26 protein-coding genes are annotated in these 22,398 nt (G+C 62.9%); 11 read left to right on the top strand and 15 right to left on the bottom strand.

The features are described from left to right. Positions 1 to 213 precede the first annotated feature (213 nt). Entirely contained in the window at positions 214 to 792 is a 579-nt protein-coding gene (locus Q0877_RS12450) for a helix-turn-helix domain-containing protein (protein WP_299168229.1), read from the bottom strand. Positions 793 to 858: 66 nt separating this feature from the next. On the opposite strand from Q0877_RS12450, the gene Q0877_RS12445 reads away from it, so the two are divergent. Both Q0877_RS12445 and Q0877_RS12440 read left to right on the top strand, forming a co-directional pair. Then, positions 859 to 1,890 (top strand): NAD(P)/FAD-dependent oxidoreductase, encoded by a 1,032-nt coding sequence (locus Q0877_RS12445; RefSeq protein WP_299168228.1) that lies wholly within the window; start codon positions 859 to 861, stop codon positions 1,888 to 1,890. Beyond that, the gene (locus tag Q0877_RS12440) at positions 1,890 to 2,609 is read left to right on the top strand and encodes a class I SAM-dependent methyltransferase (protein ID WP_299168227.1); all 720 of its coding nucleotides are present in this window, start codon (positions 1,890 to 1,892) and stop codon (positions 2,607 to 2,609) included. The genes Q0877_RS12445 and Q0877_RS12440 overlap by 1 nt, the downstream gene beginning before the upstream one ends. 108 nt (positions 2,610 to 2,717) lie before the next feature. Here Q0877_RS12440 and Q0877_RS12435 read toward each other — a convergent pair whose 3' ends face one another. The 7 genes from Q0877_RS12435 to Q0877_RS12405 all read right to left on the bottom strand — a co-directional run bounded on the left by Q0877_RS12435 (position 2,718) and on the right by Q0877_RS12405 (position 7,816). Further along, complete coding sequence (locus tag Q0877_RS12435) at positions 2,718 to 3,152, bottom strand: SRPBCC domain-containing protein (protein WP_299168226.1); 435 nt, start codon at positions 3,150 to 3,152, stop codon at positions 2,718 to 2,720. A gap of 45 nt (positions 3,153 to 3,197) precedes the next feature. After that, positions 3,198 to 4,421, bottom strand: coding sequence for an NAD(P)/FAD-dependent oxidoreductase (locus tag Q0877_RS12430; protein WP_299168240.1), 1,224 nt, complete (start codon positions 4,419 to 4,421; stop codon positions 3,198 to 3,200). Beyond that, positions 4,414 to 4,749: a putative quinol monooxygenase gene (locus Q0877_RS12425; RefSeq protein WP_299168225.1), complete on the bottom strand. Its 336-nt coding sequence runs from the start codon at positions 4,747 to 4,749 to the stop codon at positions 4,414 to 4,416. Before Q0877_RS12425 ends, Q0877_RS12430 begins: the two co-directional genes overlap by 8 nt. A gap of 136 nt (positions 4,750 to 4,885) precedes the next feature. After that, positions 4,886 to 5,560, bottom strand: a complete 675-nt coding sequence (locus tag Q0877_RS12420; protein WP_299168224.1) for a haloacid dehalogenase type II — start codon at positions 5,558 to 5,560, stop codon at positions 4,886 to 4,888. 131 nt (positions 5,561 to 5,691) lie between these two features. Further along, on the bottom strand, positions 5,692 to 6,132 hold the full coding sequence (locus Q0877_RS12415) for a lamin tail domain-containing protein (RefSeq protein ID WP_299168223.1): 441 nt from the start codon (positions 6,130 to 6,132) through the stop codon (positions 5,692 to 5,694). Further along, positions 6,129 to 6,875, bottom strand: coding sequence for a glycerophosphodiester phosphodiesterase family protein (locus Q0877_RS12410; RefSeq protein ID WP_299168222.1), 747 nt, complete (start codon positions 6,873 to 6,875; stop codon positions 6,129 to 6,131). The genes Q0877_RS12415 and Q0877_RS12410 overlap by 4 nt, the downstream gene beginning before the upstream one ends. A gap of 206 nt (positions 6,876 to 7,081) precedes the next feature. After that, positions 7,082 to 7,816 carry a glutamine amidotransferase gene (locus Q0877_RS12405; protein WP_299168239.1) on the bottom strand — a complete coding sequence of 245 codons (735 nt, stop codon included), beginning with the start codon at positions 7,814 to 7,816 and terminating at the stop codon, positions 7,082 to 7,084. Between the two features lie 136 nt (positions 7,817 to 7,952). Here Q0877_RS12405 and Q0877_RS12400 point away from each other — a divergent pair, with 136 nt between their 5' ends. The 4 genes from Q0877_RS12400 (at position 7,953) to Q0877_RS12385 (ending at position 11,174) form a co-directional block, all read left to right on the top strand. Then, positions 7,953 to 8,492, top strand: a complete 540-nt coding sequence (locus Q0877_RS12400) for a hypothetical protein (protein ID WP_299168220.1) — start codon at positions 7,953 to 7,955, stop codon at positions 8,490 to 8,492. Positions 8,493 to 8,582: 90 nt separating this feature from the next. Beyond that, positions 8,583 to 9,422 (top strand): glucose 1-dehydrogenase, encoded by an 840-nt coding sequence (locus Q0877_RS12395; protein WP_299168219.1) that lies wholly within the window; start codon positions 8,583 to 8,585, stop codon positions 9,420 to 9,422. A 138-nt stretch (positions 9,423 to 9,560) separates the two neighbouring features. Beyond that, positions 9,561 to 10,625, top strand: coding sequence for a spore photoproduct lyase family protein (locus tag Q0877_RS12390; RefSeq protein WP_299168217.1), 1,065 nt, complete (start codon positions 9,561 to 9,563; stop codon positions 10,623 to 10,625). Between the two features lie 90 nt (positions 10,626 to 10,715). Then, a complete protein-coding gene (locus Q0877_RS12385; RefSeq protein ID WP_299168216.1) occupies positions 10,716 to 11,174 on the top strand; it encodes an SRPBCC family protein in 459 nt (152 codons plus the stop codon). Here the strand turns inward: Q0877_RS12385 and Q0877_RS12380 are convergent. Then, positions 11,171 to 11,518 (bottom strand): hypothetical protein, encoded by a 348-nt coding sequence (locus Q0877_RS12380; protein ID WP_299168215.1) that lies wholly within the window; start codon positions 11,516 to 11,518, stop codon positions 11,171 to 11,173. The two genes, Q0877_RS12385 and Q0877_RS12380, sit on opposite strands and share 4 nt — an antisense overlap. A 186-nt stretch (positions 11,519 to 11,704) precedes the next feature. On the opposite strand from Q0877_RS12380, the gene Q0877_RS12375 reads away from it, so the two are divergent. Together Q0877_RS12375 and Q0877_RS12370 are read left to right on the top strand one after the other, a co-directional pair. Then, positions 11,705 to 12,214, top strand: coding sequence for a MarR family winged helix-turn-helix transcriptional regulator (locus tag Q0877_RS12375; RefSeq protein WP_299168214.1), 510 nt, complete (start codon positions 11,705 to 11,707; stop codon positions 12,212 to 12,214). Positions 12,215 to 12,311: 97 nt separating this feature from the next. Next, positions 12,312 to 12,812 carry a MarR family winged helix-turn-helix transcriptional regulator gene (locus Q0877_RS12370; RefSeq protein WP_299168212.1) on the top strand — a complete coding sequence of 167 codons (501 nt, stop codon included), beginning with the start codon at positions 12,312 to 12,314 and terminating at the stop codon, positions 12,810 to 12,812. Positions 12,813 to 12,815: 3 nt separating this feature from the next. Here the strand turns inward: Q0877_RS12370 and Q0877_RS12365 are convergent, their stop codons facing one another. Continuing rightward, positions 12,816 to 13,112 carry a hypothetical protein gene (locus tag Q0877_RS12365; RefSeq protein WP_299168211.1) on the bottom strand — a complete coding sequence of 99 codons (297 nt, stop codon included), beginning with the start codon at positions 13,110 to 13,112 and terminating at the stop codon, positions 12,816 to 12,818. 74 nt (positions 13,113 to 13,186) lie between these two features. Between Q0877_RS12365 and Q0877_RS12360 the strand changes: the two genes are divergently transcribed. Beyond that, entirely contained in the window at positions 13,187 to 14,506 is a 1,320-nt protein-coding gene (locus Q0877_RS12360; protein ID WP_299168210.1) for a DUF2254 domain-containing protein, read from the top strand. Between the two features lie 73 nt (positions 14,507 to 14,579). Here the strand turns inward: Q0877_RS12360 and Q0877_RS12355 are convergent, their stop codons facing one another. Together Q0877_RS12355 and Q0877_RS12350 are read right to left on the bottom strand one after the other, a co-directional pair. Further along, positions 14,580 to 15,038 carry a DUF3817 domain-containing protein gene (locus Q0877_RS12355; protein ID WP_299168209.1) on the bottom strand — a complete coding sequence of 153 codons (459 nt, stop codon included), beginning with the start codon at positions 15,036 to 15,038 and terminating at the stop codon, positions 14,580 to 14,582. 36 nt (positions 15,039 to 15,074) lie between these two features. Beyond that, entirely contained in the window at positions 15,075 to 15,995 is a 921-nt protein-coding gene (locus Q0877_RS12350) for an EamA family transporter (protein WP_299168208.1), read from the bottom strand. A gap of 46 nt (positions 15,996 to 16,041) precedes the next feature. Between Q0877_RS12350 and Q0877_RS12345 the strand changes: the two genes are divergently transcribed. Then, the gene (locus Q0877_RS12345; protein ID WP_299168207.1) at positions 16,042 to 16,530 is read left to right on the top strand and encodes a MarR family winged helix-turn-helix transcriptional regulator; all 489 of its coding nucleotides are present in this window, start codon (positions 16,042 to 16,044) and stop codon (positions 16,528 to 16,530) included. Here the strand turns inward: Q0877_RS12345 and Q0877_RS12340 are convergent. Continuing rightward, positions 16,527 to 17,054, bottom strand: coding sequence for a DUF488 family protein (locus Q0877_RS12340; RefSeq protein ID WP_299168206.1), 528 nt, complete (start codon positions 17,052 to 17,054; stop codon positions 16,527 to 16,529). The two genes, Q0877_RS12345 and Q0877_RS12340, sit on opposite strands and share 4 nt — an antisense overlap. Positions 17,055 to 17,092: 38 nt before the next feature. On the opposite strand from Q0877_RS12340, the gene Q0877_RS12335 reads away from it, so the two are divergent. Continuing rightward, the gene (locus Q0877_RS12335) at positions 17,093 to 20,341 is read left to right on the top strand and encodes a DEAD/DEAH box helicase (protein ID WP_299168205.1); all 3,249 of its coding nucleotides are present in this window, start codon (positions 17,093 to 17,095) and stop codon (positions 20,339 to 20,341) included. Positions 20,342 to 20,366: 25 nt separating this feature from the next. Here Q0877_RS12335 and Q0877_RS12330 read toward each other — a convergent pair whose 3' ends face one another. Both Q0877_RS12330 and Q0877_RS12325 read right to left on the bottom strand, forming a co-directional pair. Next, positions 20,367 to 21,935, bottom strand: a complete 1,569-nt coding sequence (locus Q0877_RS12330) for an LTA synthase family protein (protein ID WP_299168204.1) — start codon at positions 21,933 to 21,935, stop codon at positions 20,367 to 20,369. Between the two features lie 29 nt (positions 21,936 to 21,964). After that, a complete protein-coding gene (locus tag Q0877_RS12325; protein ID WP_299168237.1) occupies positions 21,965 to 22,267 on the bottom strand; it encodes a DUF4193 domain-containing protein in 303 nt (100 codons plus the stop codon). Between the last annotated feature and the right edge of the window lie 131 nt (positions 22,268 to 22,398).

The raw sequence follows: 22,398 nt of genomic DNA, 5'->3' as shown, positions 1-22,398 counted from the left end.
TACCTCGACCCAAACCAAACACCCAAACGCAACCGCTACTGGCACGTCGAAGAAGCCATACACCAACAACTCACCCGCACGGAGTGATCCTGCTACCCAGGCGCCTGGGTCCCGCGACGCCTCGAACGCCGAGGAGCCCCGCACCGCACTGGATGCCTGAACACCTGGACGCCCTGGATGCCTGAACACCTGGATGCCCTGGATGCCTTCAAGTCAGGTAGTCTTCGCCCGCAGGTGCAGCCGCTCTCCCTGGCGCCCAAAGAGGCTGAGAAACTCCACGGCATGACGGTCCGCTTTGCCGAACCAGTGCGGCACCCGGGTGTCGAATTCAACCGCTTCTCCGGCTGGAAGCACAAGATCGAGTTCACCGAGAACCATCCGAAGGTTTCCGTTCAGCACATAAAGCCACTCGTACCCCTCATGGATCTTCACATCCGGCTCCTCCAACGGCATTTCGGCGTGCAACACATGCTTGTAGGCCTGAATGCCGCCCGGCCTCCGGGTGAGCGGAACAACCGTCCCGCGGCCCATGTCGATCGGGCGCAGGTGCACACGTGGGTCACCCGTTGTGGGCGCACCCACAAGCTCATCCAGCGGAACCTGGTGTGCCTGGGCCAGCGGAAGCAGCAACTCAAGGTTGGGCTTCCGTTGGCCGGACTCCAGCCGGGAAAGCGTACTCACCGAGATCCCGGTCGATTCCGAGAGCGACTGAAGCGTTACGTCCCGCTTTACCCGTAGTGCCCTCAGTCGCGGTCCGACTGCTGCCAGAGCCTCGCCAATCTCATCTGTCATAAACACCAGTTTGCCACTTCAGCAAGGTTGCTTGCTAGTTTTCCCTTCCGGTTTCACCATTGAAACATGACACCTGAACTGAATTCATACGACGTCGTCGTCATCGGTGGCGGAGCCGCCGGACTCAGCGCGGCCCTGATGCTGGGGCGCACCCGCCGCAGTGTCGCCGTTGTCGACGCGGGGCACCCCCGCAACTCCCCCGCCAGCGGCGTGCATGGTTTCCTCACCCGTGAGGGCATGAACCCGCTGGACCTCATCACTGCCGGCCGGGCTGATGTGCAAAGCTACGGCGGCGTCATCGTCCCCGGCACCGCAGTTCACGCGGCCCCCACCGATGATCCGCATTTCCGGTTCCGCACCACGCTGGAGGACGGGACAGTGCTCCACTCGCGCCGCCTCCTGCTGACCACCGGCCTGACCGATGTGCTGCCGGATATTCCCGGGCTTCGCGAGCGGTGGGGTAAGGAAGTGCTGCACTGCCCCTTCTGCCACGGCTGGGAGGTGCGTGACCAGCACATCGGAATTCTCGGCACCAGTGCCATGTCGGTGCACCAGGCACTGTTGTTCCGGCAGTGGAGCAGCAACATTTCCCTCTTCCTCAATGACACAGTCGAGCCGAATGAGGAGGAGTGGGAACATCTTGCCGCTCGCGGCGTCACCGTGGTGGACGGCGCGGTCGAACGTGTCCTGAACCAGAACGACGGCGGAACTCTGAGCGGCGTGGAACTCACCGGCGGTCGGGTGACTCCGTTGGAAGCGCTCGTTGTTGCGCCGAAATTCGTGGCAAACACCGGAATCTTCACGGGCCTCGGCATTACTCCGGTCCAGCACCCCATGGGCGTCGGTGAGCACCTTGCCGTGGATGAGATGGGAGCCACCGGAGTCGACGGCGTATGGGCCGCCGGAAACGTTGCGAACCTCATGCTGCAGGTACTGCCGTCGGCGGCTTCGGGGTCGATGGCCGCCATGGCGATCAACAATCACCTGATGGCCGAAGAACTTCAGCAGGATCTGGCTGCCCACCGGGCGTCTTCCGCCGCTGCTTCCTCTTCCGCTGCCGCACGCCGGCAGAGCAGGATAGGAGCGGAGGTTTCCTGATGCACACACAGCACGAACACCACGACCACGGGCAGCCCGAGTTCGATGAAGCTTTCTGGAACGCGCGCTACGGCGAGAAAAAGCGGATCTGGAGTGGTCGCCCGAATCCGCAGCTGGTCGCGGAGGCCGACGGACTGCCGGTCGGGACTGCGCTCGATGTCGGCTGCGGTGAAGGCGCTGACGCACTCTGGCTCGCTGCGCGCGGTTGGGAGGTCACCGGCGTCGACATCTCAACCGTTGCGCTGGAACGGGCCGCAGCGCACGAGAAGGAGCTGAGCGGCAAGGCCGGTTCCCAACCCACTTCATCCAGTGGCGACGGGGGCACCGCTTCCGGCAGTGCGGTCGGCATACATCCAGTGCACTGGGAGCATCACGATCTCACCGTCTGGGAGCCGCCAGCCGCAACTTTCGACCTGGTAACCGCGCAATACATGCACCTTCCCACGGCACAACGGGAGCCGCTATTCCTTGCCCTGGCACGCGCTGTGGCACCGGGCGGAACGCTACTGATCGTCGGGCATGACCTGTCAGATCTGCGGAGCGGCGCTTCGCGGCCCGACCTTCCTGACCTGTATTTCACGGCCCGGAACATCGCGGACATGCTCGACGACGGTTGGGAGCACCAGGTCGTCGAGGCTCGTCCGAGGGAAGCCAGCGGCCCCGACGGCGCCACGTTGGCTGTCGCGGACGCGGTCTATCGGGGGCGACGGCTCAGGTGATAGAGACTTCCGACAGCCGCGACGGCACCGCCTGCTATCGAGACCACCCACCGTCAAGACCAGCCGGCGGCTAAGAAGGCACCACCCACCGTCAAGACCAGCCCGCTCTTAGGAAGCGACCAGCGCCTCCATGTCGTCGAAGAACGATTGGTAACCTACGGCGGTCTGTTCACGCTGGTCCTCAGAGAAATCCAGGGCTTCCTGGACGAGCGTCATCTGGGTGCTGCCCTCGAGCTCGGTGAACGTGACGGTGATGGGAGCGCCGGGATCAGTACCGGGCTGGTCGGTGATGGTGAGAGCCAGCCTTTCCGGCGGCGTCACTTCGGTGTACCGGCCCTCCCAGTTGATGGTGCCGCCGTCGGGCAGTTCCATCACTGCGCTCCAGTTGCCGCCTGGACGGACATCGAGCACGAGGGAGTCAAGCGGCACGTTGACCTGGGAACTGCCGAACCACACGGAGAAATCCTTGGGGTCAGTCCACGCGGCGAAGACGCGCTCCCTGGGAGCAGCGAAAGTGCGGGTGACGGTGATCTGGTTGGACATACGGATCCTCTCAGCGTGAAGTGCGCGTCGTGAACTGACTTCCTTCTAGGCGCGGCCCTTCAAAATGGCGTACCAGTAGAGCCTGATGAATCCGTACCGCTCCACCAGCCAGGTCAGGCGCTTCTCCTTTGCAAGGCCCTTCCAGCCGGGAACCGAAGGCTTGGGTGTGCGGGTGTCATCGAACTCGGCAAGCACCACTGTAGAGCGACTCACGGTGAAAGGACAGGCACCGTAACCGTTGTACTTCTGGCTTGGCTGGCTGCCCTTGAGCACTGCCCTCAAATTCTTCGCGAGTACGTTGGTCTGCTGGCGGAGCGCGGCGCCCGATTTCGAGTTCGGCGTTCCTGCAGCGTCACCGAGTGACCAGACGGTTGGGTAGGCGAGATGGCGGAGGGTCTTCTTGTCGACCGCAACAAAACCGTCGTCGTCAGCCAGGCCCGTGGTCCGGATCCAGTCCGGGGCCGACTGCGGCGGTGCGGCGTGAAGGACGTCGTACTGGATTTCCTCCTCAGCCCCGCGCGTGGTGTCGCGGAGGGTCGCCCGGCGATTGTCTGCGTTTACTCGGACGAGCTCAGTAGTACAGCGCAGCTCGATTCCGTACTCCGCGATCTTGCGGTTCAGTTCCTCGTCCACCACGTCGACGCCGTACACAGTCTTCGTGGGCACAGCGAGGATCACGCGGATGTTGCCGAGGACGCCCTGTGAGCGCCAGTAGTCACACGCCAGATACATGGGTTTCTGGGCCGCGCCGCCGCAGGTGATGGGCCCGTCGGGCATGGTGAAGACGGCGGTCCCGGAACGTAGGTCGCTCAGCAGGCGCCAGGCCTTCACAGCGAGATCGAGGCTGTAGTTCGTGGCCCCGAAAGGGGAATCATAGGCGGCCTGCAGCCCGGGAATTCCGTCCCAGTTCTTCTGAATTCCGGGGCAGACCACAAGGTGCTCGTAGGTGAGGATTGTCCCGGACGCCAGGGTCACCGTCTTCGCTGTCGGATCTATTGCCGTTGCGGAATCCCGATGCCAGGTGATCCCCTTCGGCATCACCGATTCCTGCGACCGGACAGCCGTTTCGGCCTTGGCCGTGCCGCCGGCAATGTGGGAAAAGAACGGCTGGTAGAGGTGCTGTTCAGAGGGGTCGACGACGGCAATCCCCTTCACTTTGTAGCGCTTGAGGCGTGCGGCGAGGGAGATCCCGGCGTTCCCACCGCCGATGATCAGCACGGGGTGGTGTGTACGTCCGTTGCGTTGCGGGATTCCGCTGCCCTCAGACATGGTCGCCGCTGTCAATCGTGAGCTCACCCATGCGGTTCCAGCCTGTGGCTGAAATCTGTTCGCTGATGATGTGCGGGGTTTCTGCGAGCGCCTGCGGCATATCCTGCATGGCCTGCTGAAAGTGGTCGCTCGTTACATGGTCACCGGCGGCATCTTCTCCAAACGCCTCGACCAGAACGAACTCATTGGGATTGTCGACACTGCGTGACCAGTCGAACCAGAGGTTGCCCGGTTCTGCTCGCGTGGATTCGGTGAATTCCCGGGTCAGGTCCAGCCAGCGATCACTCCAGTCGGGCTTCACGTTGAACTTGACGACGATAAAAATCATGCCGGTGCCTTCCGCTTGAGGATCTCCTGCACCATGCTAGGCGTTCGCTCCGACGTTGCGGCCCTTTCACAGGCGATCAGCTTCCGTTCGGTGTCAGCACTGTGGTCGTTGGGATAGGCAACACTTCCATGACCGGCTATGCCGCCTGCAGCTTCCCGGCGAGCTCAGGAAGGCTGCCGGCTTCGAGGTCAGGTGCGTCGAAATAAGTGGGATAGGCGGCACCGGCCCGGTTGATCCATGCGGTTTTCAGCCCTGCACGGTGCGCTCCGTGGATGTCCCACGGATGCACAGCGACCAAGAGCATCTCCCCCGGCTGCCGGCCCAGTTCCGCAGCAGCGTACTCGTACGCGCTCTCGCGAGGTTTCCATCCCGGCGCGTCCGCAACACTGAGGAGCCTCGCGAAGTGGCGGCGGATTCCTGCTCGCTGCAGAAGCCCCTCGGCCACCGACGCTGCACCATTGCTCAAGGTCACCAACTCAGCAAGGCCTGCGAGCGCTTCAACACCGGGGACGACGTCGTCGTGCACTGGCAACGACGTCAGCGTGCCCATGATGTTGTCTACTGTGGCCGTGTGGGCTCCCTGCCCCAGGGAGTCAGCGCACAAACGCTGGAGGCTGTCCTCGGCGATGCCGGAAAACGCTGGATTGTCGCCGGTCACGGTCAGCGCAAAACCATCGCGAAGGATTCCCGCAAACCAGACCCGCGCTGCCAGCGCTGGCAGTCCTTCAGCGTCGAAGGCGTTCGCGAGAGGACTCATGTCGGACAGGGTTTCGTTGACGTCGAAAACGATAGTTCGGAGCTGATCGGTCATGCTGCCACCCTGTCAGGAGATATTCGCGTGCGACAGCCCCCAGAACACTGAAGTAACGCCACTGCGCCAGTCCGCCGCGGGAAAGCCGGCAGACGGGCGCAAAATCGACAAGGAACTTGGTCCGGGAAGCGTTAGTTCGCGAAGACGTCCTGCAGGCGGGGCCCGGTCCACAGGGCAACCGAGTCACCGCCGTTGTTCAGCACAGACGCACCGCCGCCGTTGTAATAAGCTTCAGCCGAGTCGGTGCCCGGGCCCGTGTAGACACGCAGTTCGGCTCCCGGAGCCAGAATGTAGCCAGCACCGACCGTGAGAATGTTGTTCGCTGCGTCGCGGATAATCGCGCCACTCACATCGACGCTCGCTGTCGAGGTGTTGCGGAGCACCACGTGTTCGCCGTTCTCCGGCTGAACGTCGTCGCCGGCTGGGTTGTTCACGGAGTCCACGATTTCGACGCCGGCACCCGGGAACACGGGCTGGCCCTTGAGGAAGCGGTGGTTCTGGATCGGGAAGTCAGTGGTCACCGCATCGACACCCAGATCCAGCGAATACTGCACCGCCTCGGGCGAGTTCACCGTGTAGACGCCGAGAACCAGATCGGCAGCTTGACGTCGGCAACGTTCTGCGGCGTCAGCCTGCGGTAGTTGGCGCCCACCGAATCCGCGAACGTTGCCCAAGGCTCCACGACCGCACGCCCGGGCACCGCGCCGGTGAGCTGCTGCAGCTCGATCTCCGGCGCGATGGCTGCAAAGCGGCGGTTCGAAGCCTCATCGAAGCCGATGACCTGGATCTTGTCCGCCGCAACCAGCGGGGTCCACTTCGGATCGTTGCGCAGTTCGTCAGCGACTACCTGTTCAATACCGGGCGAGTTCACGGGAGCCTTGATCTCGATGTACACCCCGGTCTTCACGGTTGCGACGTCGGCAGCGTCATCGAGGTGCGGGATGCGCTCTCCCTCGTACCGATCACTGAAGTAGGAGCCGGCGTCGAGCTGCTGAAGTTCGGCCCAGGTGAAGGACGTGAGGGGGTCGTTTTCGCGGCCCGGAAACACCTCTGCAACGTTGGTGGTGCGAGCGGGAGTGTTGTCGTGGAAGAGAAACGGAACGCCGTCTGCGCTGAGCTGAACGTCGATCTCAAAGAAATCGGCACCGGAAGCACGGCCGTCCTTGAAGGCCACAACGGTGTTCTCGGGTGCGGTACCGGCAGCTCCGCGGTGCCCGATGAGAATGGGAGCGTCGCTCGCCTTCTTTGCGGGTATAGCATGTGCGACGGCGGCGGGCGCGGTCGCGAGCATCAGCCCGGCAGCAGTGGTGGCCATAATCCTGGTCAGGCGATAAGCCATAAGGTTCAGTCCCTTTCGGATGAGTGCGGGTGGTCCCCTCGCCCGATGCTTCATGGTGCCGAAGTCCGCCCGGTCAACACGGAATGAACTGCGGGTGAAAGCACATCCAACCCCCGCGTTGAGTCGTCAGGACACACCCCGAATGCACGCTCTGAAGCGGCGTGTCCTGCCAATTCAACGGGTTAGTCGCGGGCGTAACGCCGCACGAAGTTGTTGAGGATCTTCGGCGGCCAGGTCACCGACGCGCTCTGCGCACGCTCAATGACGGTCTCAGCCTGATCGGGCGGAAAGTAGCCAGCGTGACGGTAGATCCGGATGCGCTCAGTCAGGCCCTCAACGTCAAGTTCAGGATGAAACTGCGTTGCATAAAGGTTCTCTTGTACCCGGAACATCTGGACCGGACAGGACGACGACGACGCCAGCAGCACCGCGCCAGAGGGCAACGAAGAGCAGGCCTCCTTGTGCCCCACGAACGCATCGAAGCGCGACGGTAGGCCGGCCAGCAGCGGGTCCGCTGCGCCGTCGTCGTGCACTGCGATTTCCACCGGACCGATCGGCTCCGCGAAGGTACGGTCAATCACCGCACCCTGGTGCCGTCCCAACGTGCCCACGCCGTAGCAGGCGCCAAAAAACGGGAAGTCGGCGTCAACAACGCGATCAAGCAGCTCAGCGAGCTCATGCTCGACACGGTGCTGGGTTGGTGACTTGACCTCCTCCGGATCCGACGAATTGAACGGGCTTCCGCCGAGAAAAATGCCGGAATAGTCATCAAGACGGAGGACGGGCAGCGGCTCCTGCTCCACCCGGATTCGTTGCAGGTTCGACGGCGCCAGACCAGTAAAGCGGAGAAAGCTGCGGTACTCGCCCTCGGCAGCGGCATCTTCAGCACGGGTAGCCAGGAGAAGGAACGGTAGCACCCGTCGATCGTACTGCCGGGTGAAATTTTCCACCCGATCACTCGCAAAATGCTAAGCATGCTGATAAACATTAAGGGAGCCGTTTTCCAACCATCCTCATCGGTCTACGGCACACCCCAAGTCTAAGGAGAGCATCATGGCAGGAAACACGCTTGTACGGTCCCTTCACGATCTCAGCGCTGCGGCCTGGTTCGGCGGATCGCTCATGGGCGCCGTCGGCCTGAACGGCGCTGCGGCCGAAGCCAAGGATCCGACTGAGCGCACCCGTCTTTCCACGGTCGGCTGGGCACGCTGGACTCCCGTGCAGATTGCAGCTTTCGGCGCACACGCAGTCGGCGGCATCGGCCTCATTGCAGCGAACAAGGGACGGCTTGCCGGTCAGCCCGGCGCTGTTGCCAACACCGTGGTCAAGTCAGCAATCACCGTGGTCGGCATGGCAGCATCCCTCTACTCGGGCATGCTCGGCAAGAAGGTCGGTGAGCTGAGCCAACACGGCGCCGCCGGCGCAACTGAGCCCAAGCCCGGCGCACCCGAGGAACTCGCGAAGGCACAGTCGCAGCTGAAGACCCTTCAGTGGATCCTGCCCGCCCTCAGCGGCGCAGTGATTGTGCTCGGCGCCAACCAGGGTGAGCAGCAGCGTCCCAAGAACGTGTTCAGCGGCATTTTCGACCGCTAAGCACCGTGAAGCCGGGCCCGTCGTTTCCCCCAAACGGCGGGCCTCTTCGGTTAATGCCCGAGATGTGTTCAGCGAATGATGGAGGAAATGATGGGCCAGCCAGCACAGCAACAGGATGTACCCGGCGTTCAGTCAGCGATGGATCCAACACCGGACTGCGGTGAAGAGAGCTACCGTGGCAGCGGAAAGCTCACCGGCAAGGCCGCGGTCATCACCGGCGGTGACAGCGGAATCGGCCGCGCCGTCGCCATCGCTTTTGCACGTGAGGGCGCCGACGTCCTGATTTCATACCTCAACGAGGATGACGATGCAGAAGAAACGGCTCGTTACATCGAGGAAGCCGGCCGAAGGGCAGTCACTGTTCGTGGCGACCTCTCGGATGCGCAGCACTGCCGGGACATTATTGAGCTGGCCGTGCAGGAGTTCGGCAAGGTGGACGTCCTGGTCAGCAACGCCGCCTACCAGATGAGCCACCAGACTCTCGATGAAATCAGCGAAGAGGAGTGGGAATACACCTTCAAGGTGAACGTGTCGGCGATGTTCCACTTGGTCAAAGCCGCCCTGCCCCATATGGCGCCGGGCTCCTCGATCATCGGCAGTTCGTCGGTTAACTCGGACATGCCGAGCCCAGCTCTTGCTCCCTACGCAGCAACCAAGGCGGCCATCGCCAACTTCTCCGCAAGCCTCGCGCAAATGCTCGGCGAGAAGGGAATCCGCGTCAACAGCGTGGCGCCTGGACCGATCTGGACCCCACTGATTCCATCGACCATGCCGGAGGAAAAGGTGAAGCAGTTCGGCGATGACACTCCCCTCGGCCGCGCCGGCCAGCCCGCCGAACTGGCTCCGGCGTACGTTCTGCTGGCGTCCGACGACGGTAGCTACATGTCCGGTGCCCGGATTGCCGTCACGGGCGGGCGCCCGATCCTCTGAAGCACCGCGTTGAGTTGGCAGGACACGCCCGTAATGACTCCTCAAAAGGGGTGTGTCCTGCCGACTCGGCGCGGGGAGAAAGCGACGCCGTCGGCTTGACCGGCCGCGGCTTTCGGCCCGCCTTGGGAGAATTGAAGCATGGAGTTCAACCGGCTGCTGCAGATCAAACGCATCTACGCGCAGCCTGCTGCCCTGGAGTTACCCCGCGGCAAGGAGATTGTGGAGCGGTGGCCGGACGCCGACGTCGTGCTGGTGGAAAATCACTGGAACATCCCGGAGGTGCACGGTGATGAGACCAACGTGCCGCGCTGGTCACGGATCAAGACCGAGGCGCTGGTGCTCGGCGTCAAGAAGGCACTGACCGTCAAGCCGAACGGCAGATCCGCAGACTTCATTGCCCCCTCTACCGCCAACGGCTGCGCGATGGCCTGCGCCTACTGCTATGTCCCCCGACATAAGGGGTACAGCAACCCGGTGACGGTCTTCGCGAACATCGACCAGATCGCCGGAACACTCGAGCGGCACGCCACCCGCCAGGGCATGAAACTGGAGCCGAACCAGTGCGATCCGGAACTCTGGGTCTACGACATCGGCGAAAACAGCGACTGCTCCGTGGACGCCCTGATCAGCGACAACGTCGAGGATCTGGTCACGCTCTTCCGGGACCTGCCTACCGCAAAGCTGTCCTTCGCCACGAAATACGTCAACCCGGCAATGCTGGGATGGGATCACGGCGGGCATACCCGAATCCGGTTTTCCCTGATGCCCGCAGACCTCGCGAAATCGATCGACGTGCGCACCTCGCCTGTCGCCGAACGCATGGCCGCGATCAACGACTTCGTCGACGCCGGCTACGAAGTTCACGTGAACTTCTCACCCGTCATCGTCACCGACACGTGGTTGAGCGACTGGGCGGCGCTCCTCCGCCAACTCGATGACACCCTCACCCCCGCCGCCAAGGCCCAGCTCGCTGCCGAGGTCATCCTCCTGACCCACAACGAGCGGCTCCACGAGGTGAACCTGGGGTGGCATCCGCAGGCAGAGGACGTTCTGTGGCGGCCGGACCTGCAGGAAACGAAGGTCTCCTCAAACGGCTTCACCAACGTCCGTTACCGCACCGGCGCAAAGGGTCGCTACGTCCGGCAACTGACTGAACTCATCGAGGAGATCGCGCCATACTGCAGGATCCGCTACGCGTTCTGAGGATGATCACCGTATTACTTCGCCATATCCCGGCTGCGCGGTGGGTGATGTTGGTCGTGTGCCAGACGTAGCGGGACTAGGCTCGACGCCATGAACAATGAGATCAGTCTGACCCAGCATGTCAACGCCTCCGCAGACAAAGTATGGGCCGTCATTTCCGACATCCCGGGATCAGCAACAACCCTTTCAAGCATCAAGTCAATAGAGATGCTCAGCGACGGCCCCTACGGCGAGGGTACCCGCTGGAAGGAAACCCGCACCATGATGGGCAGGTCGGAGACCGTGGAAATGTGGGTATCCGAGGCCAATCCGCCGCGCATCACGACGGTGAAAGCACTGCAGAACGGTGCTGACTACACCTCCCGGATGACGCTCGAGGAGAACGACGGCGGCACGGACCTGACCATGACCTTCGCAGCCGAGATGCTCAATCCCTCCCGGATGAACAAGCTGGCGATGGCGCTCTTCGGAAAACTGGGCGTGAACGCCACCCGCAAAGCATTGGCTAAAGACCTCGCAGAAATAGCTACCAGGGCTGAGTCGCTCTAGAGACGCGGCACGCCCGCTATTTTCTCTGCTCGGGCTGCCCAAAGCAGCGTGGCGATGTCTTCCCTCGTCATTTCCGCTGACTCAGCAACCTTCTCGATTGCACAGCCATTGGACACTGCCCGCTCAATCACCGATGCAAGCCCACTTCGAGCCCTGTCCAGTTCCCACTCGAGAGATTCGACGGCGCCGGCGGCCGCAATGATCCGCTCGGTGTCGGGTACGCCGTCGTCAAGCACTGCACTACCGGTGCGCTCGGAGGACCACAGCTCATCGATAAGGTCAACAGCATTAGCAGCGGCAACCGGGGCGAGCGCCACGGGCGGATTTTGAGCAACTGTAGTCATCGACAATATCCATATCAATAGTCTGTGTAGTAACTAGGTTGGCTAGTTACTACTGACCTTAGCTTGAGTCGACAGGGAGGGGAAGCCAGTAAATTTCGGACAATCTTGAGACTGCCTCAAGAAACCTGTTGTTCGCTTGATTTTTACTAGGTGGCCTAGCAAGTAGGTTGGCGATAAAATAGCCCTATGGAAACAGCTACAGGTCTCGAGGGCGCAGGCTACTGGTACGGCGACCAGGACACTCCCGGCAGTGTGGACGTGCTGAATGCGTTGCGGAGCTACCGTGCGGCGGAAGGCGAGATGCGCCGTCGGACACGCGATTCCATGAAGATGAACGAAACAGACCTTCTCGCGATCCGGTATGCGATGCGCGCTCACAAAGCCGGGCACTGCATCAGCCCGAAAGACCTCTCGCGCATGCTGAAGATTTCGACCGCGTCCACCACCGGCCTGGTTGACCGCCTTGTTGCCAGCGGACACCTCGCTCGGCGGCCGCATCCGACGGACCGGCGTTCCGTCGAGATCGTCCCAACCGACAGTGCCGACACTGAGGTCCGCGAGACGTTGGGCGACATGCACAAGCGGATGCGCGAAGTTGCCGAATCGCTGAGCCCCGAAGAGGCATTACACGTCACCCGATTCCTCCAGCGCATGACGTGGGCGGTGGAACAACAGGACACCCCGCACCACCCATAACGGCGCCAAGTTCGATCGCCCCGTCCCGCCGCGACCACAGCACGAAACCACTCACCGCAAGGATTCGAAGTACAGCAACCGGAAGAGACACAAAACCATGGATATCGCCCAGTGGCCCACGAACCGGCTTCTGAACACCGCCGCCAGACTCAGCTCCAACCGTGAGAATGAACGGCTGCGCAGGCTTGGGACAACGCACGCAGGGCTTCTGACACTGCGTGTTCTTGGCAGAACCAATTCGATCACCCAGGTGGAACTTGCCCGGGAATTGCGTGTTCAGGCGCAGACCACCGGCAAACTGCTCGAGCGGTTGGAAGCACGGGGCCTGATCGTCAGGACAAGGATCGACGACGACCGCCGCGTTTTCATTGCCAACCTCACCCCGGCGGGTGTTGCGATGCTGCAGCGGGCGCGAGCGATGGAGGACGAGGAAGAACAGGCGACAGATCGGTCGGACGCCGTTCTGCGTGAAGAGTTGATCGCTCACATCCGGGATCTGGGCGGCTTTCCGCACGCGGCGGAGCAGCGAAACCTGCGGGTGGTCGCCGGGGGTCACCCGGAGGATGCACCCTCCGCACGGGACCTCACTGCGGGCTAGCCGTCACCCTGCGAGCAGGCCACCACAGCCCTCGGTCGCCGAATGGAATGTGCGGGCGTCAAACAGTCTGGTGTCCAACTCCTCCAGATCCCGGACGGCGGCAGAAATCAGACGCTGCGCATGGTCCGGATCCCTTGAGGTCTCGCAGGCCTGCTGAACATCCAGCAGCGTCCGCGCGAGCTGGATGCGCACCCGCTCCAGATCACGGATCCGACGGGCCGACTCCCTCAATTCGTCGGCGATACCCAGCTGACCATGGTTGAGATCGGCGGGGCGAGGGTTCGTTGAAGTTTGAAGCACCCGAAGATGGTAAGCATGCTTGCTATCTCGTTGCAAACCGACACGGCGGGCATCGTCCTTGTTAGTGTTCGATCATGGCACGCAGCGGAATGCATCCAAACCCCCGGGTCGCCCGCGACTATGTGAGAACACAGCTCTGGCCGGTGCCGTTGGCCGCGGTGATCGTGTCCGTCGTGCTCGCCCAGTTCGTCACGTGGCTGGATCACCAGCTCGACGACGATATGCCGCCCGCCTTGTCTGCCCTGCTGTTCGGTGGAGGCGCAGCAGCGGCTCGTTCCCTGATGGAAGCAATAGCCGCATCAACGATCACGGTCACGTCACTGACGTTCTCGCTCACGGTGGTCACACTGCAACTGGCCAGCAGCCAGTACTCACCGCGCCTGCTGCGGACCTTCACGAGCGACAGGTTTGTTCACAACACCCTGGCCCTCTTCCTTGCGACCTTCGCTTTCGCACTGACGGTGCTGCGCACCATCCGGGACAACGACGACGAATCCACCGGTTTCGTTCCGGAGATCGCCGTTACGATGTCCTTTCTTCTAGCGCTGGCAACGGTTATCGGATTGGTGCTGTTCCTGGGTCACCTGTCCCGCCAGCTACGGGTGGAACGCATCCTGGCGGATGTCCGCGACGATTTCGCGGCGACCGTCGAGGATGTGAGCGAACACGCCTCGGCCTCGCACCTCGACCTGAACGTTCCGGCAGACGCAGTCGACCTTACCTCCCGGTCATCCGGCTTCCTCGTTCAGGCCAACGAGCAGGCATTGCTCCACGCGGCCCAGCGGTTCGGTGCGGTCATCGCCCTGCAGCGGCCCCCCGGAGACTTCCTTGTCGAAGGGGTTCTATACGCTCAGACCTGGAAACTCGATGGTGGCTCGTGGACGGATGCGGAGGAGAAAGAGCTGGCGCAGACGGTCGACGACGCCATCACCATCGGATTCGAACGCACGTCGGTCCAAGACATCGGGTTTCCGGTCCAGCAGATCCTTGATGTCGCCGTTCGTGCCATTTCGCCCAGCGTCAACGATCCCACGACGTGCGTGCACGCGCTGGGGCACCTTGCCGCAGCACTGTCAACGGTCGCGCGCACCGATCCCGGCACCAGCGCAATGACTGACGATCAGGGATGCACCCGGGTTATCGCGCAGCGTCGAACCTTCGCCATGCTCCTGGAACTCGTGGTCTCGCAGATCTGCACGTACGGGATGGATGATCCCCGCGTTGCCGTCCGTCTAGTGCAACTGCTCAGCGACGTGCGCAGTAACGACCCTTCCGGCAAACATGCACCGGCGATCCGGGAGCAAACAGAACGGGTGGTCCGCGCCCTTCAAGCAAGCGGACTGGATCCTGTCGACCAGCGGAAGCTGATTGATGCGTGCTCCTTGGCCAAGTAGGACCGACACGTAGCGCTGAGTAAGGCTGCGAGGGCGTTGTGGTCAGAGCCGGCCGGCCCGATCGAGCGCCCGGTCAGCCCACCTGCACGGGCGGACCGACGATCAAAAGTGCCGCGAAGACCACGCTGACGCCAATGATCGCCACCAGCGCGGCGGTAAGCGGGTTGCGCAGCACCCAGGCCTGTACGTTCTCAACCGCACCGGCCGGCTGGTCTTTTCCGGTCGCGAGCCTCCAGCCGCCGTCGAGCTTTCCGCGGCGCTCAAGCTGCCAGTCGAAAAGAACCGTTGCAAACGGAATTACACCGGCGAGAAGTCCGAGAACCCCGGTACCTGCGTTCCACCGCTGGTTGACCCACACGAAGGTAGTGCTCACCAGATACGTGAGGAAAATGAATCCGTGCAGCGCGCCACCGATCGAAACCAGCACCTCGGTGGATTCCGCAATGTATTTCAGGTACATCCCCGTCAAAAGCAGGGCCCACGTGATCGCCTCCGCGACGGCGACGCTGCGAAAGAGGGTACGAGGGGTCATGGGTGTCTCCTGGTGAACGGGTGCGGTCCTTCAAATCTAACGCAGCGGCGTCGGGATGCAGATTTCGGCCGGTCGGACGATGCTCGCCGACCGCGGACGGGAGGGCCTCCGCCGACGCACGTTGACCGCCAGGATTGAGCCGAGAACCAGCAGCCCGCCGGCTCCCTGCAGGAGCGAGAGCTGCTCGCCCATCACCAGCCACCCAAGGAATGCTGCCACCACCGGGCTGAGCAAACCGAGGAAGGAGGGAGCCGTGACGGGCAGCCGCTGAATGCCACGGAACCACAACACGTACGCTACGGCCGTCCCAATCACCGAGAGGTACAGGTAGCCGCTGAGGTTAGCTGCCGACAGTTCCGGCGGCGGCCCTTCGACGACGAACATCAGCGGAACCAGCAGGAGCCCACCGGCCACCAGCTGCCAGGCCGTCATGATCAGCGGCTTTTCCGCCTTGCCCCACTTTTTGGCAAGCACGACGCCGGCGGCCATGGACACTGCGCCGCCAAGCGCGGCCAGTACACCCACCGTGTCCAGCCGTGCCTGTGAGGAAAGAACCAGGAGCGCGACGCCGGCAGCTCCGGCAATCCCGGCCAGCACCACTTTGAGCGACAGCCGGTCCTTGAGGACCCACGTAGCCAGTCCTGCCACGATAAGCGGCTGAACGGCACCCACAGTCGCCGCCACTCCCCCGGGCAGCCGGTACGCCGCGACGAAGAGCAACGCAAAGAAGACCCCGATGTTGAGGCCGCCAAGCACCAGTGCCTTCCACCACCACGATCCGCGCGGAAGCCGCCGCACAACCAGCAGAAGCAACAGACCCGCCGGAAGCGCCCGAAGCACCGCGGCGGTCAAGGGAAGCCCCGGCGGCAGCAGGGCGACAGTCACCAGGTAAGTGCTGCCCCAGACCATCGGCGCGAGGGCGGTGACAAGAAGGGTCCATCCGGTTTTGCTAAGCACTTAGCAATAGTAGCTAAGCACTTAGCAAATTGTCTAGAGTGGTTGCATGAGTGACCACGTGGACGGAATTGTGCAGCAGTGGCATAGCGAGCGGCCGGATCTGGACGTCGCCCCCATGCACGTTCTGGGGCGGCTTTCGCGCGTAGCCCAGCAGGTGGAGCGCCGGCTGGAGGAGAATTTCGCTCGGCACGGCCTGGATTCCGGTTCCTTCGACGTACTCGCGACGCTGCGGCGGAACGGGTCTGCCTACACGCTCAGCCCCAAAGACCTTGCCGGGAGCGCGATGATCACCTCAAGCGCCGTCGCACAGCGCCTGAACCGGCTGGAGGAGCGCGGACTCATCACCCGCGCGAAGAGCAGCGTCGATGGCCGGGGAACGACAGTAACGCTCACCCAGGAGGGACGGGACATCGTCGACGCAACCCTCCCCACCCATCTGGCTGCCGAGGAAGAACTGCTCGCAGGCCTTTCAGCCAGTGAGCGCCGCACCCTTGCCGACCTGCTGAAGAAGTTCGGAACCGGGCTGGCAGGTTAGTCCTGCACGTCCCAATACACCGCGCCGTCGGACACGCGGGCACCGTCAGACGGCTCATGCAGTGTCAGCCTGCCATCATGCATGAGGTGGTGAACCTCGAAACCGTGCAGCAGCACCAGCACGTCCGCAACAATGCGGCGGTGGCAGCGCCACCAGACGCTCTCACTGCACATGATCGCGGTGGAGCCCTGCCCCGCAACGGTCCGTAGCTCCGCGAGCGCTGCCGCGAATTCATCGGTCCGGGTGTACCCGGCGTACGCACGGAACTGCGCCACCCGCCACCAGCTGTCCGTTTCCGGCTCCCCCGCAGAACGACGACGGCGCCCGCCGAGATCCTCGAACCACCGGTAATCGATCCCTTCGCACGGCAACCACTCCTCGAGCGCTTCCTTGCGCGTATCGAGGTTGCGGCGGCTCCCCGGGAAGCGCCGCACATCGGCGAGGGTCTGCACCTTTGCCTCCCGAAGCAGCGCGCTGAACTGTTCCCGGTCCGCTGTTCCGTGCCCCACAGTGAGTAGCCGCATGGATCCAGTCTGTCAGGACCGCGTGAGAGCATAAATTCATGCCTGTTACCCCGTATCCCATGATCGATGTCGCCGACATCATCCGCATGGTCGGCGGTGCCGCGTTCCAGCGCGGTCAGGGCTATGCCAAGGAAGCCCTGGTGCAGGGGCTAACCTTCGAAGCCGAGTCCAAAGTAGTGCACGCGCGGGTGATGGGAAGCTCCCCGGCGCCGTACCGTACCCAGCTATATCTGGCGCAGAAAGGCGACGGCCGGTATCACCTCCGCGACAGTGTGTGTTCCTGTCCGGTGGGGTTGGACTGCAAGCATGTTGCCGCCGTCGCGCTTCGTTCCAACATGGAGAACCTTCGCGCCAATCAGGAGCTGACGGCACCGGCGTCGTCCGCCCGCCCGGCCGGGTGGCAGGAATCCCTCTCGGGTCTACTCTCAACCCACCAGCACGACGACGGCGCGCTGGCCGCCGTCCAGCTCACCACCATGGGCCTGCAGTTCGAACTGCGCCCCACTACGGTATCCAAGTGGGAGAAGCGTCGCGCCTACCGCGGTTTCAAGCTCGGCGTCCGCCCGGTAATCCAGAACGCCAAGGGCAACTGGGTGAAGAACAACCTGGCGTGGGGAAACATCAGCTACCAGACGTATGGCCTGAAGCTGAATTCGGATCAGCACCGCTGGTTCGCGCAGTTCCCAGCCCTGCATCGCGGGACCGGCGTCACCTACTTCGGCAACAATGACTCCTGGCTGTACCTGGATGACTTCAGCAACCCTCTCCTGTGGCAACTGCTGCAGGAGGCGCAGCGGCTCGGCATTCCGTTTGTGGGCTCAAAGAAGAGTGTCACGGTGCAGTTGGCGTCCCAGGCCGTGCTGCTCCTTGACGCCACCACAGCTGACGGCGCCATCCAGCTCTGCCCGGCGATCAACATCGACGGCGAAAATCACCCGCCGGAGTCCGCACACGTCATTGCCGACCACGGGGTCTACACAGCATCGGAGAACGGCGTCATCACCCTGGCGCCCACCACGCGCAAGCTCACCGACCACAACCGGGAGCTCCTTGAGCGCACCAAGCCCGTCCGCATCCCGGAGACTGAAAAGCAGGAGTTCCTAGCCGGCTTCTACCCGCGGCTCATCCAGTCGATCGATGTGGTGAGCAGCGACGGCTCCGTTATCTTCCCGGAAATCATCCCGCCGGTCCTCGTTCTTACCGCCGCCTTCGGTGAGGATGAGGTGCAGCTTTCCTGGGACTGGGCGTACCAGAGCGGGGACTCTGAAACCCGCAAACCCCTCAAAAGCAAGGACGACGACGGCGGCTACCGTGACGCTGCTGCCGAAGCGGCCGCCCTGCAGACGGCAAGGGAAGCACTCGGTGGGCGCATGGTGAAGGACCGCGTGTTCACGGGAATGGAGGTGGTTGACTTCACCGAGACCGTCCTCCCCCGGCTGGAACGGCTCGACGCAGTGCGCGTGGACATTCTCGGAAGCAAGCCGACGTTTGAGGAGCTTACGGAAACGCCGCAACTCCTGATCACCACCGTGGACACGGAAGACCGCGACTGGTTTGACCTGGGGGTGCTGGTCACCGTGCAGGGCCGGAAAATCCCGTTTGATCATATCTTCACCGCCCTGGCCAAGGGCAGCAACCGGATCAAGCTGGTGGACAACAGCTACATGTCGCTGAACCAGCCCATCTTCGACCAGCTCCGCGAGCTCATCGATGAGGCGCGGATGCTCAACGAGTGGGAGGCCGGCCTGCGGATCAGCCGCTATCAGGCCGGACTGTGGGCTGAATTCGAGGACCTGGCTGAGGAGACGGAGCAGGCGCAGTCGTGGCGGGCGGCGGTCAACGGTCTCCTCGAGCTCACCGAAGTAGAGCAGACGCCGCTGCCGGAAGGCCTTCATGCAACGCTGCGCCCCTACCAGGTGGACGGCTTCAACTGGCTCGCGTTCCTCTGGGCACACGGACTCGGGGGTGTGCTCGCCGATGACATGGGTCTCGGCAAGACCCTGCAGACGCTCGCGTTACTGGTCCATGCGAAGGATCAGGGCGAGCAGCGGCCCTTCCTGGTTGTGGCACCCACTTCCGTCGTGCCGAACTGGATTGCTGAGGCACAGCGCTTTGCGCCCAGCCTCGCAGTGCGGGGAATCACCGACACCCAGGCCAAGAGCGGCACTCCCGTGGCTGAGCAGGTGGAGGGCGCCGACGTCGTTATCACGTCCTATGCGCTCTTCCGGCTGGACAATGACGCCTACGGGAAGCAGGAGTGGGCGGGGCTCATTCTGGATGAGGCGCAGTTCGTAAAGAACCACGCTGCCAAGGTGCACCGGTGCGCCAAGGAACTGAATGCGCCGTTCAAGCTCGCCATTACGGGTACCCCGATGGAGAACAACCTGATGGAGCTGTGGGCCATGTTCAACATCACCGCGCCCGGGTTGTTTCCGTCATCGCGTGCTTTCACCGAGGAGTACCGGACGCCCATCGAGAAACAGGGCAGCACCGAGCGCCTGCAGCGGCTTCGGCGCCGCATCCGCCCGCTGATGATGCGGCGCACCAAGGAGGCGGTTGCTTCAGATCTGCCGCCGAAGCAGGAGCAGGTGCTGGCGGTGGAACTGCATCCTCGTCACCGCAAGATCTACCAGACGCACCTCCAGCGGGAGCGGCAAAAGCTGCTCGGCCTGATCGAGGACCTGGACCGGAACCGCATGATTGTGTTCCGCTCGCTCACCCTGTTGCGGATGCTCAGCCTCGATGCCTCGCTGGTTGAGCCCGAGTATGAGGGCGTACCGTCAGCGAAGCTGGACGTCCTGTTCGAGCAACTGGAGGACGTCCTCGCGGAGGGCCACCGCGCCCTGGTGTTCAGCCAGTTCACCTCCTACCTCAAACTCGCGGCCGCCCGGCTGGAAGCCCAGGGTGTCGAGTTCGCATACCTTGACGGCTCCACCCGCAAGCGCGGAGAGGTGATCGATTCCTTCAAGAACGGCACGGCTCCGGTGTTCCTTATCAGCCTGAAGGCCGGCGGCTTCGGGCTTAACCTCACGGAGGCCGACTACTGCTTCCTGCTGGACCCGTGGTGGAACCCCGCCAGCGAAGCGCAGGCGGTGGACCGGACCCACCGAATCGGCCAGACGAAGAACGTCATGGTCTACCGGATGGTCTCGACGGACACCATCGAAGAGAAGGTCATGAAACTGAAGGAGCAGAAAGCCAAGCTGTTCAGCTCCGTCATGGATGATGACGCCGTCTTCAGTTCAGCGCTGACGGCGGACGACATCAAGGAGTTGCTCGCCGGGTAGGAGCGGGAATTACTGGCGGGAGGCGTTACTGCGGGGCGTCGTCGGGCGCGTCTTCGCCGGCCCAGGCCTCCGCGTAGAAACGCGCTGACCGGGATGTCAGCAGCTCCGCATAGGCGCTCGGGTCCATGGCCTGGGCCGAACCGTCAGGGACTTCGGAGACGAAGGCGGAAACGCCCAGACCGGCCTCATGATCCTGCAGGGCCAAGCCGGCGGCTTCCAGGATCGTGGGGTATAGGTTCAACTGGTCCAAGCCGGAGCGCAGCTCGCTGTTCTTGTCCCCGCCCGGCACCCAGATCCGATTGAAGATAGACCTGTTACTGTAACCGTCCAGCTGCTCACGGCTTGGGTCGCCGGCGTTGAGCTGTTTGACATGATCGCCCATGATGACCACGGCGGTGTCGTCAAGGTAGCCCTTTTCCTTCATATGGTTCACGAAGCCGGCCACCTGGGTGGCGGAGCAGGCGAACACGGAAATGGACGCGTTCTGCGTATCCACATTGCAGTAGTCGAAGATGTGCACCGGATCATGGGTGTCCAACGTCAGGATGGAGAGGTTGAACGGCTGTCCGGTCTTCTCCGCTTCGGCATGCAGCTCGTCGATCTCCTCCTTGGCGTAAGCCATGAGGCGTTCGTCGCTGAGGCCCCAATCACTGCGGAAGTTGTTTTCCGGTTCACCGGCGGCGCGCCAGTCGGAGAGGTCCTTGATCGTTGAGTAGCCGTGACCCTTCAGGAAGACGTCCTTCGCGGCAAAGGAAGCGTTCGCACCGCCGAGAAAGACGCTGTTATAGCCGTGTTGATCCAGAACATCGCCCAGGCAGGTAACGCCGCCCAGATAGGTGTCGACTTCGCCGCCGAGCTGGTTGAGTGCGCCGGTGCTCGTTATCGATCCCATGCCCTTCAGCGGGACGCCGCATTGCGTGGCGGTGAGCCCGGCCATGGTCCAGCCTCCGCCCTCGTACTGCCGAAGATCGTCCACGCTCTGCCAGCCGTCTGCTGCCTTGGTGGCGTCCTTCAGGGTAGTGAACGGGTCTTTCTCGAAGAGCTTGTCGTCCCCGAGGGTAGCCTCGCCGGACTCGAGGTAAATCACCACAAGGTTGCGCTTGTCCTTGTCGCTGGTGACGGTCGGCTCCACGTAGTAATCGCCGATGTCGTACTTGGAGTTCGCTGCCCGGATGTATTCCGCCAGATCCACCGTGGTGGCGAAGGCCGTGGTACCGCTGACCGCCACCGCGATCACGAGAGCCGTCGAAACGGCGTGCATAATCCACTGCGAGCGCCGTGAACGCTTGTCGCCGCCGAAGCGGCGGCGCTTGCGGCGCCGGAAGTACTGCCGCAGCGCAATCCCTATCGTGATCACCAGGGGCACGACGCCGATGCCCAGGATGCTGGTCCAGACGATAGCTCCGCCCCCGCCGTCGGTTTCCACGGAGACGAGATTCAGGAGCATTTGCCCCACAGAAATCTTGCCCCAGTAGACACGAATGACGACGGCGGCGATAAGCAGCGCAAGCCCTGCCCAGACCAGGATGTAGGCCAAAGTGCGTCCTATGACGACGCCAATCTGTCCTGCGCCGTGAAGTAGACGGGAAGACATGCGGGTACCGTTCAACAATCCGGGAAACGTCAGCCCTCGCAGTCGGCGCAGAACTTCGCGTCGCCCTGCTCCCGGGCCAACTGGCTTCGGTGCCGCACCAGGAAGCACGACATGCAGGTGAACTCGTCTGCTTGAGCGGGAACAACGTGAATCTGAAGTTCCTCCTCCAGCATTGCTCCCGGAAGGTCAAAGCCTTCTGCAGTATCGGCTTCGTCGACATCATTCACTGCTGTCTTCGCTGCGGAGCTCCGCTCAGCCTTCAGCGCTTCGAGTGACTCGTTCGCTGGCTGATCTTCTTCGCGGACGCGCGGAGCGTCATAGTCGGTAGCCATGTGGTGCTGATCCTCCTTGTAGATGTGCTGGAACAGCGTACACGTGTGGGCTGCAAAGCGCATTGTGGCGATGGTGTTACGTGAACGAGGCACGGAAACAGGAGCGTCTCGGCCGCACTGTCACGTGATGA

This window comes from uncultured Arthrobacter sp. (assembly GCF_947495145.1).
GTDB lineage: Bacteria > Actinomycetota > Actinomycetes > Actinomycetales > Micrococcaceae > Arthrobacter_D.
This window is presented reverse-complemented; position numbering and strand designations above follow the sequence as displayed.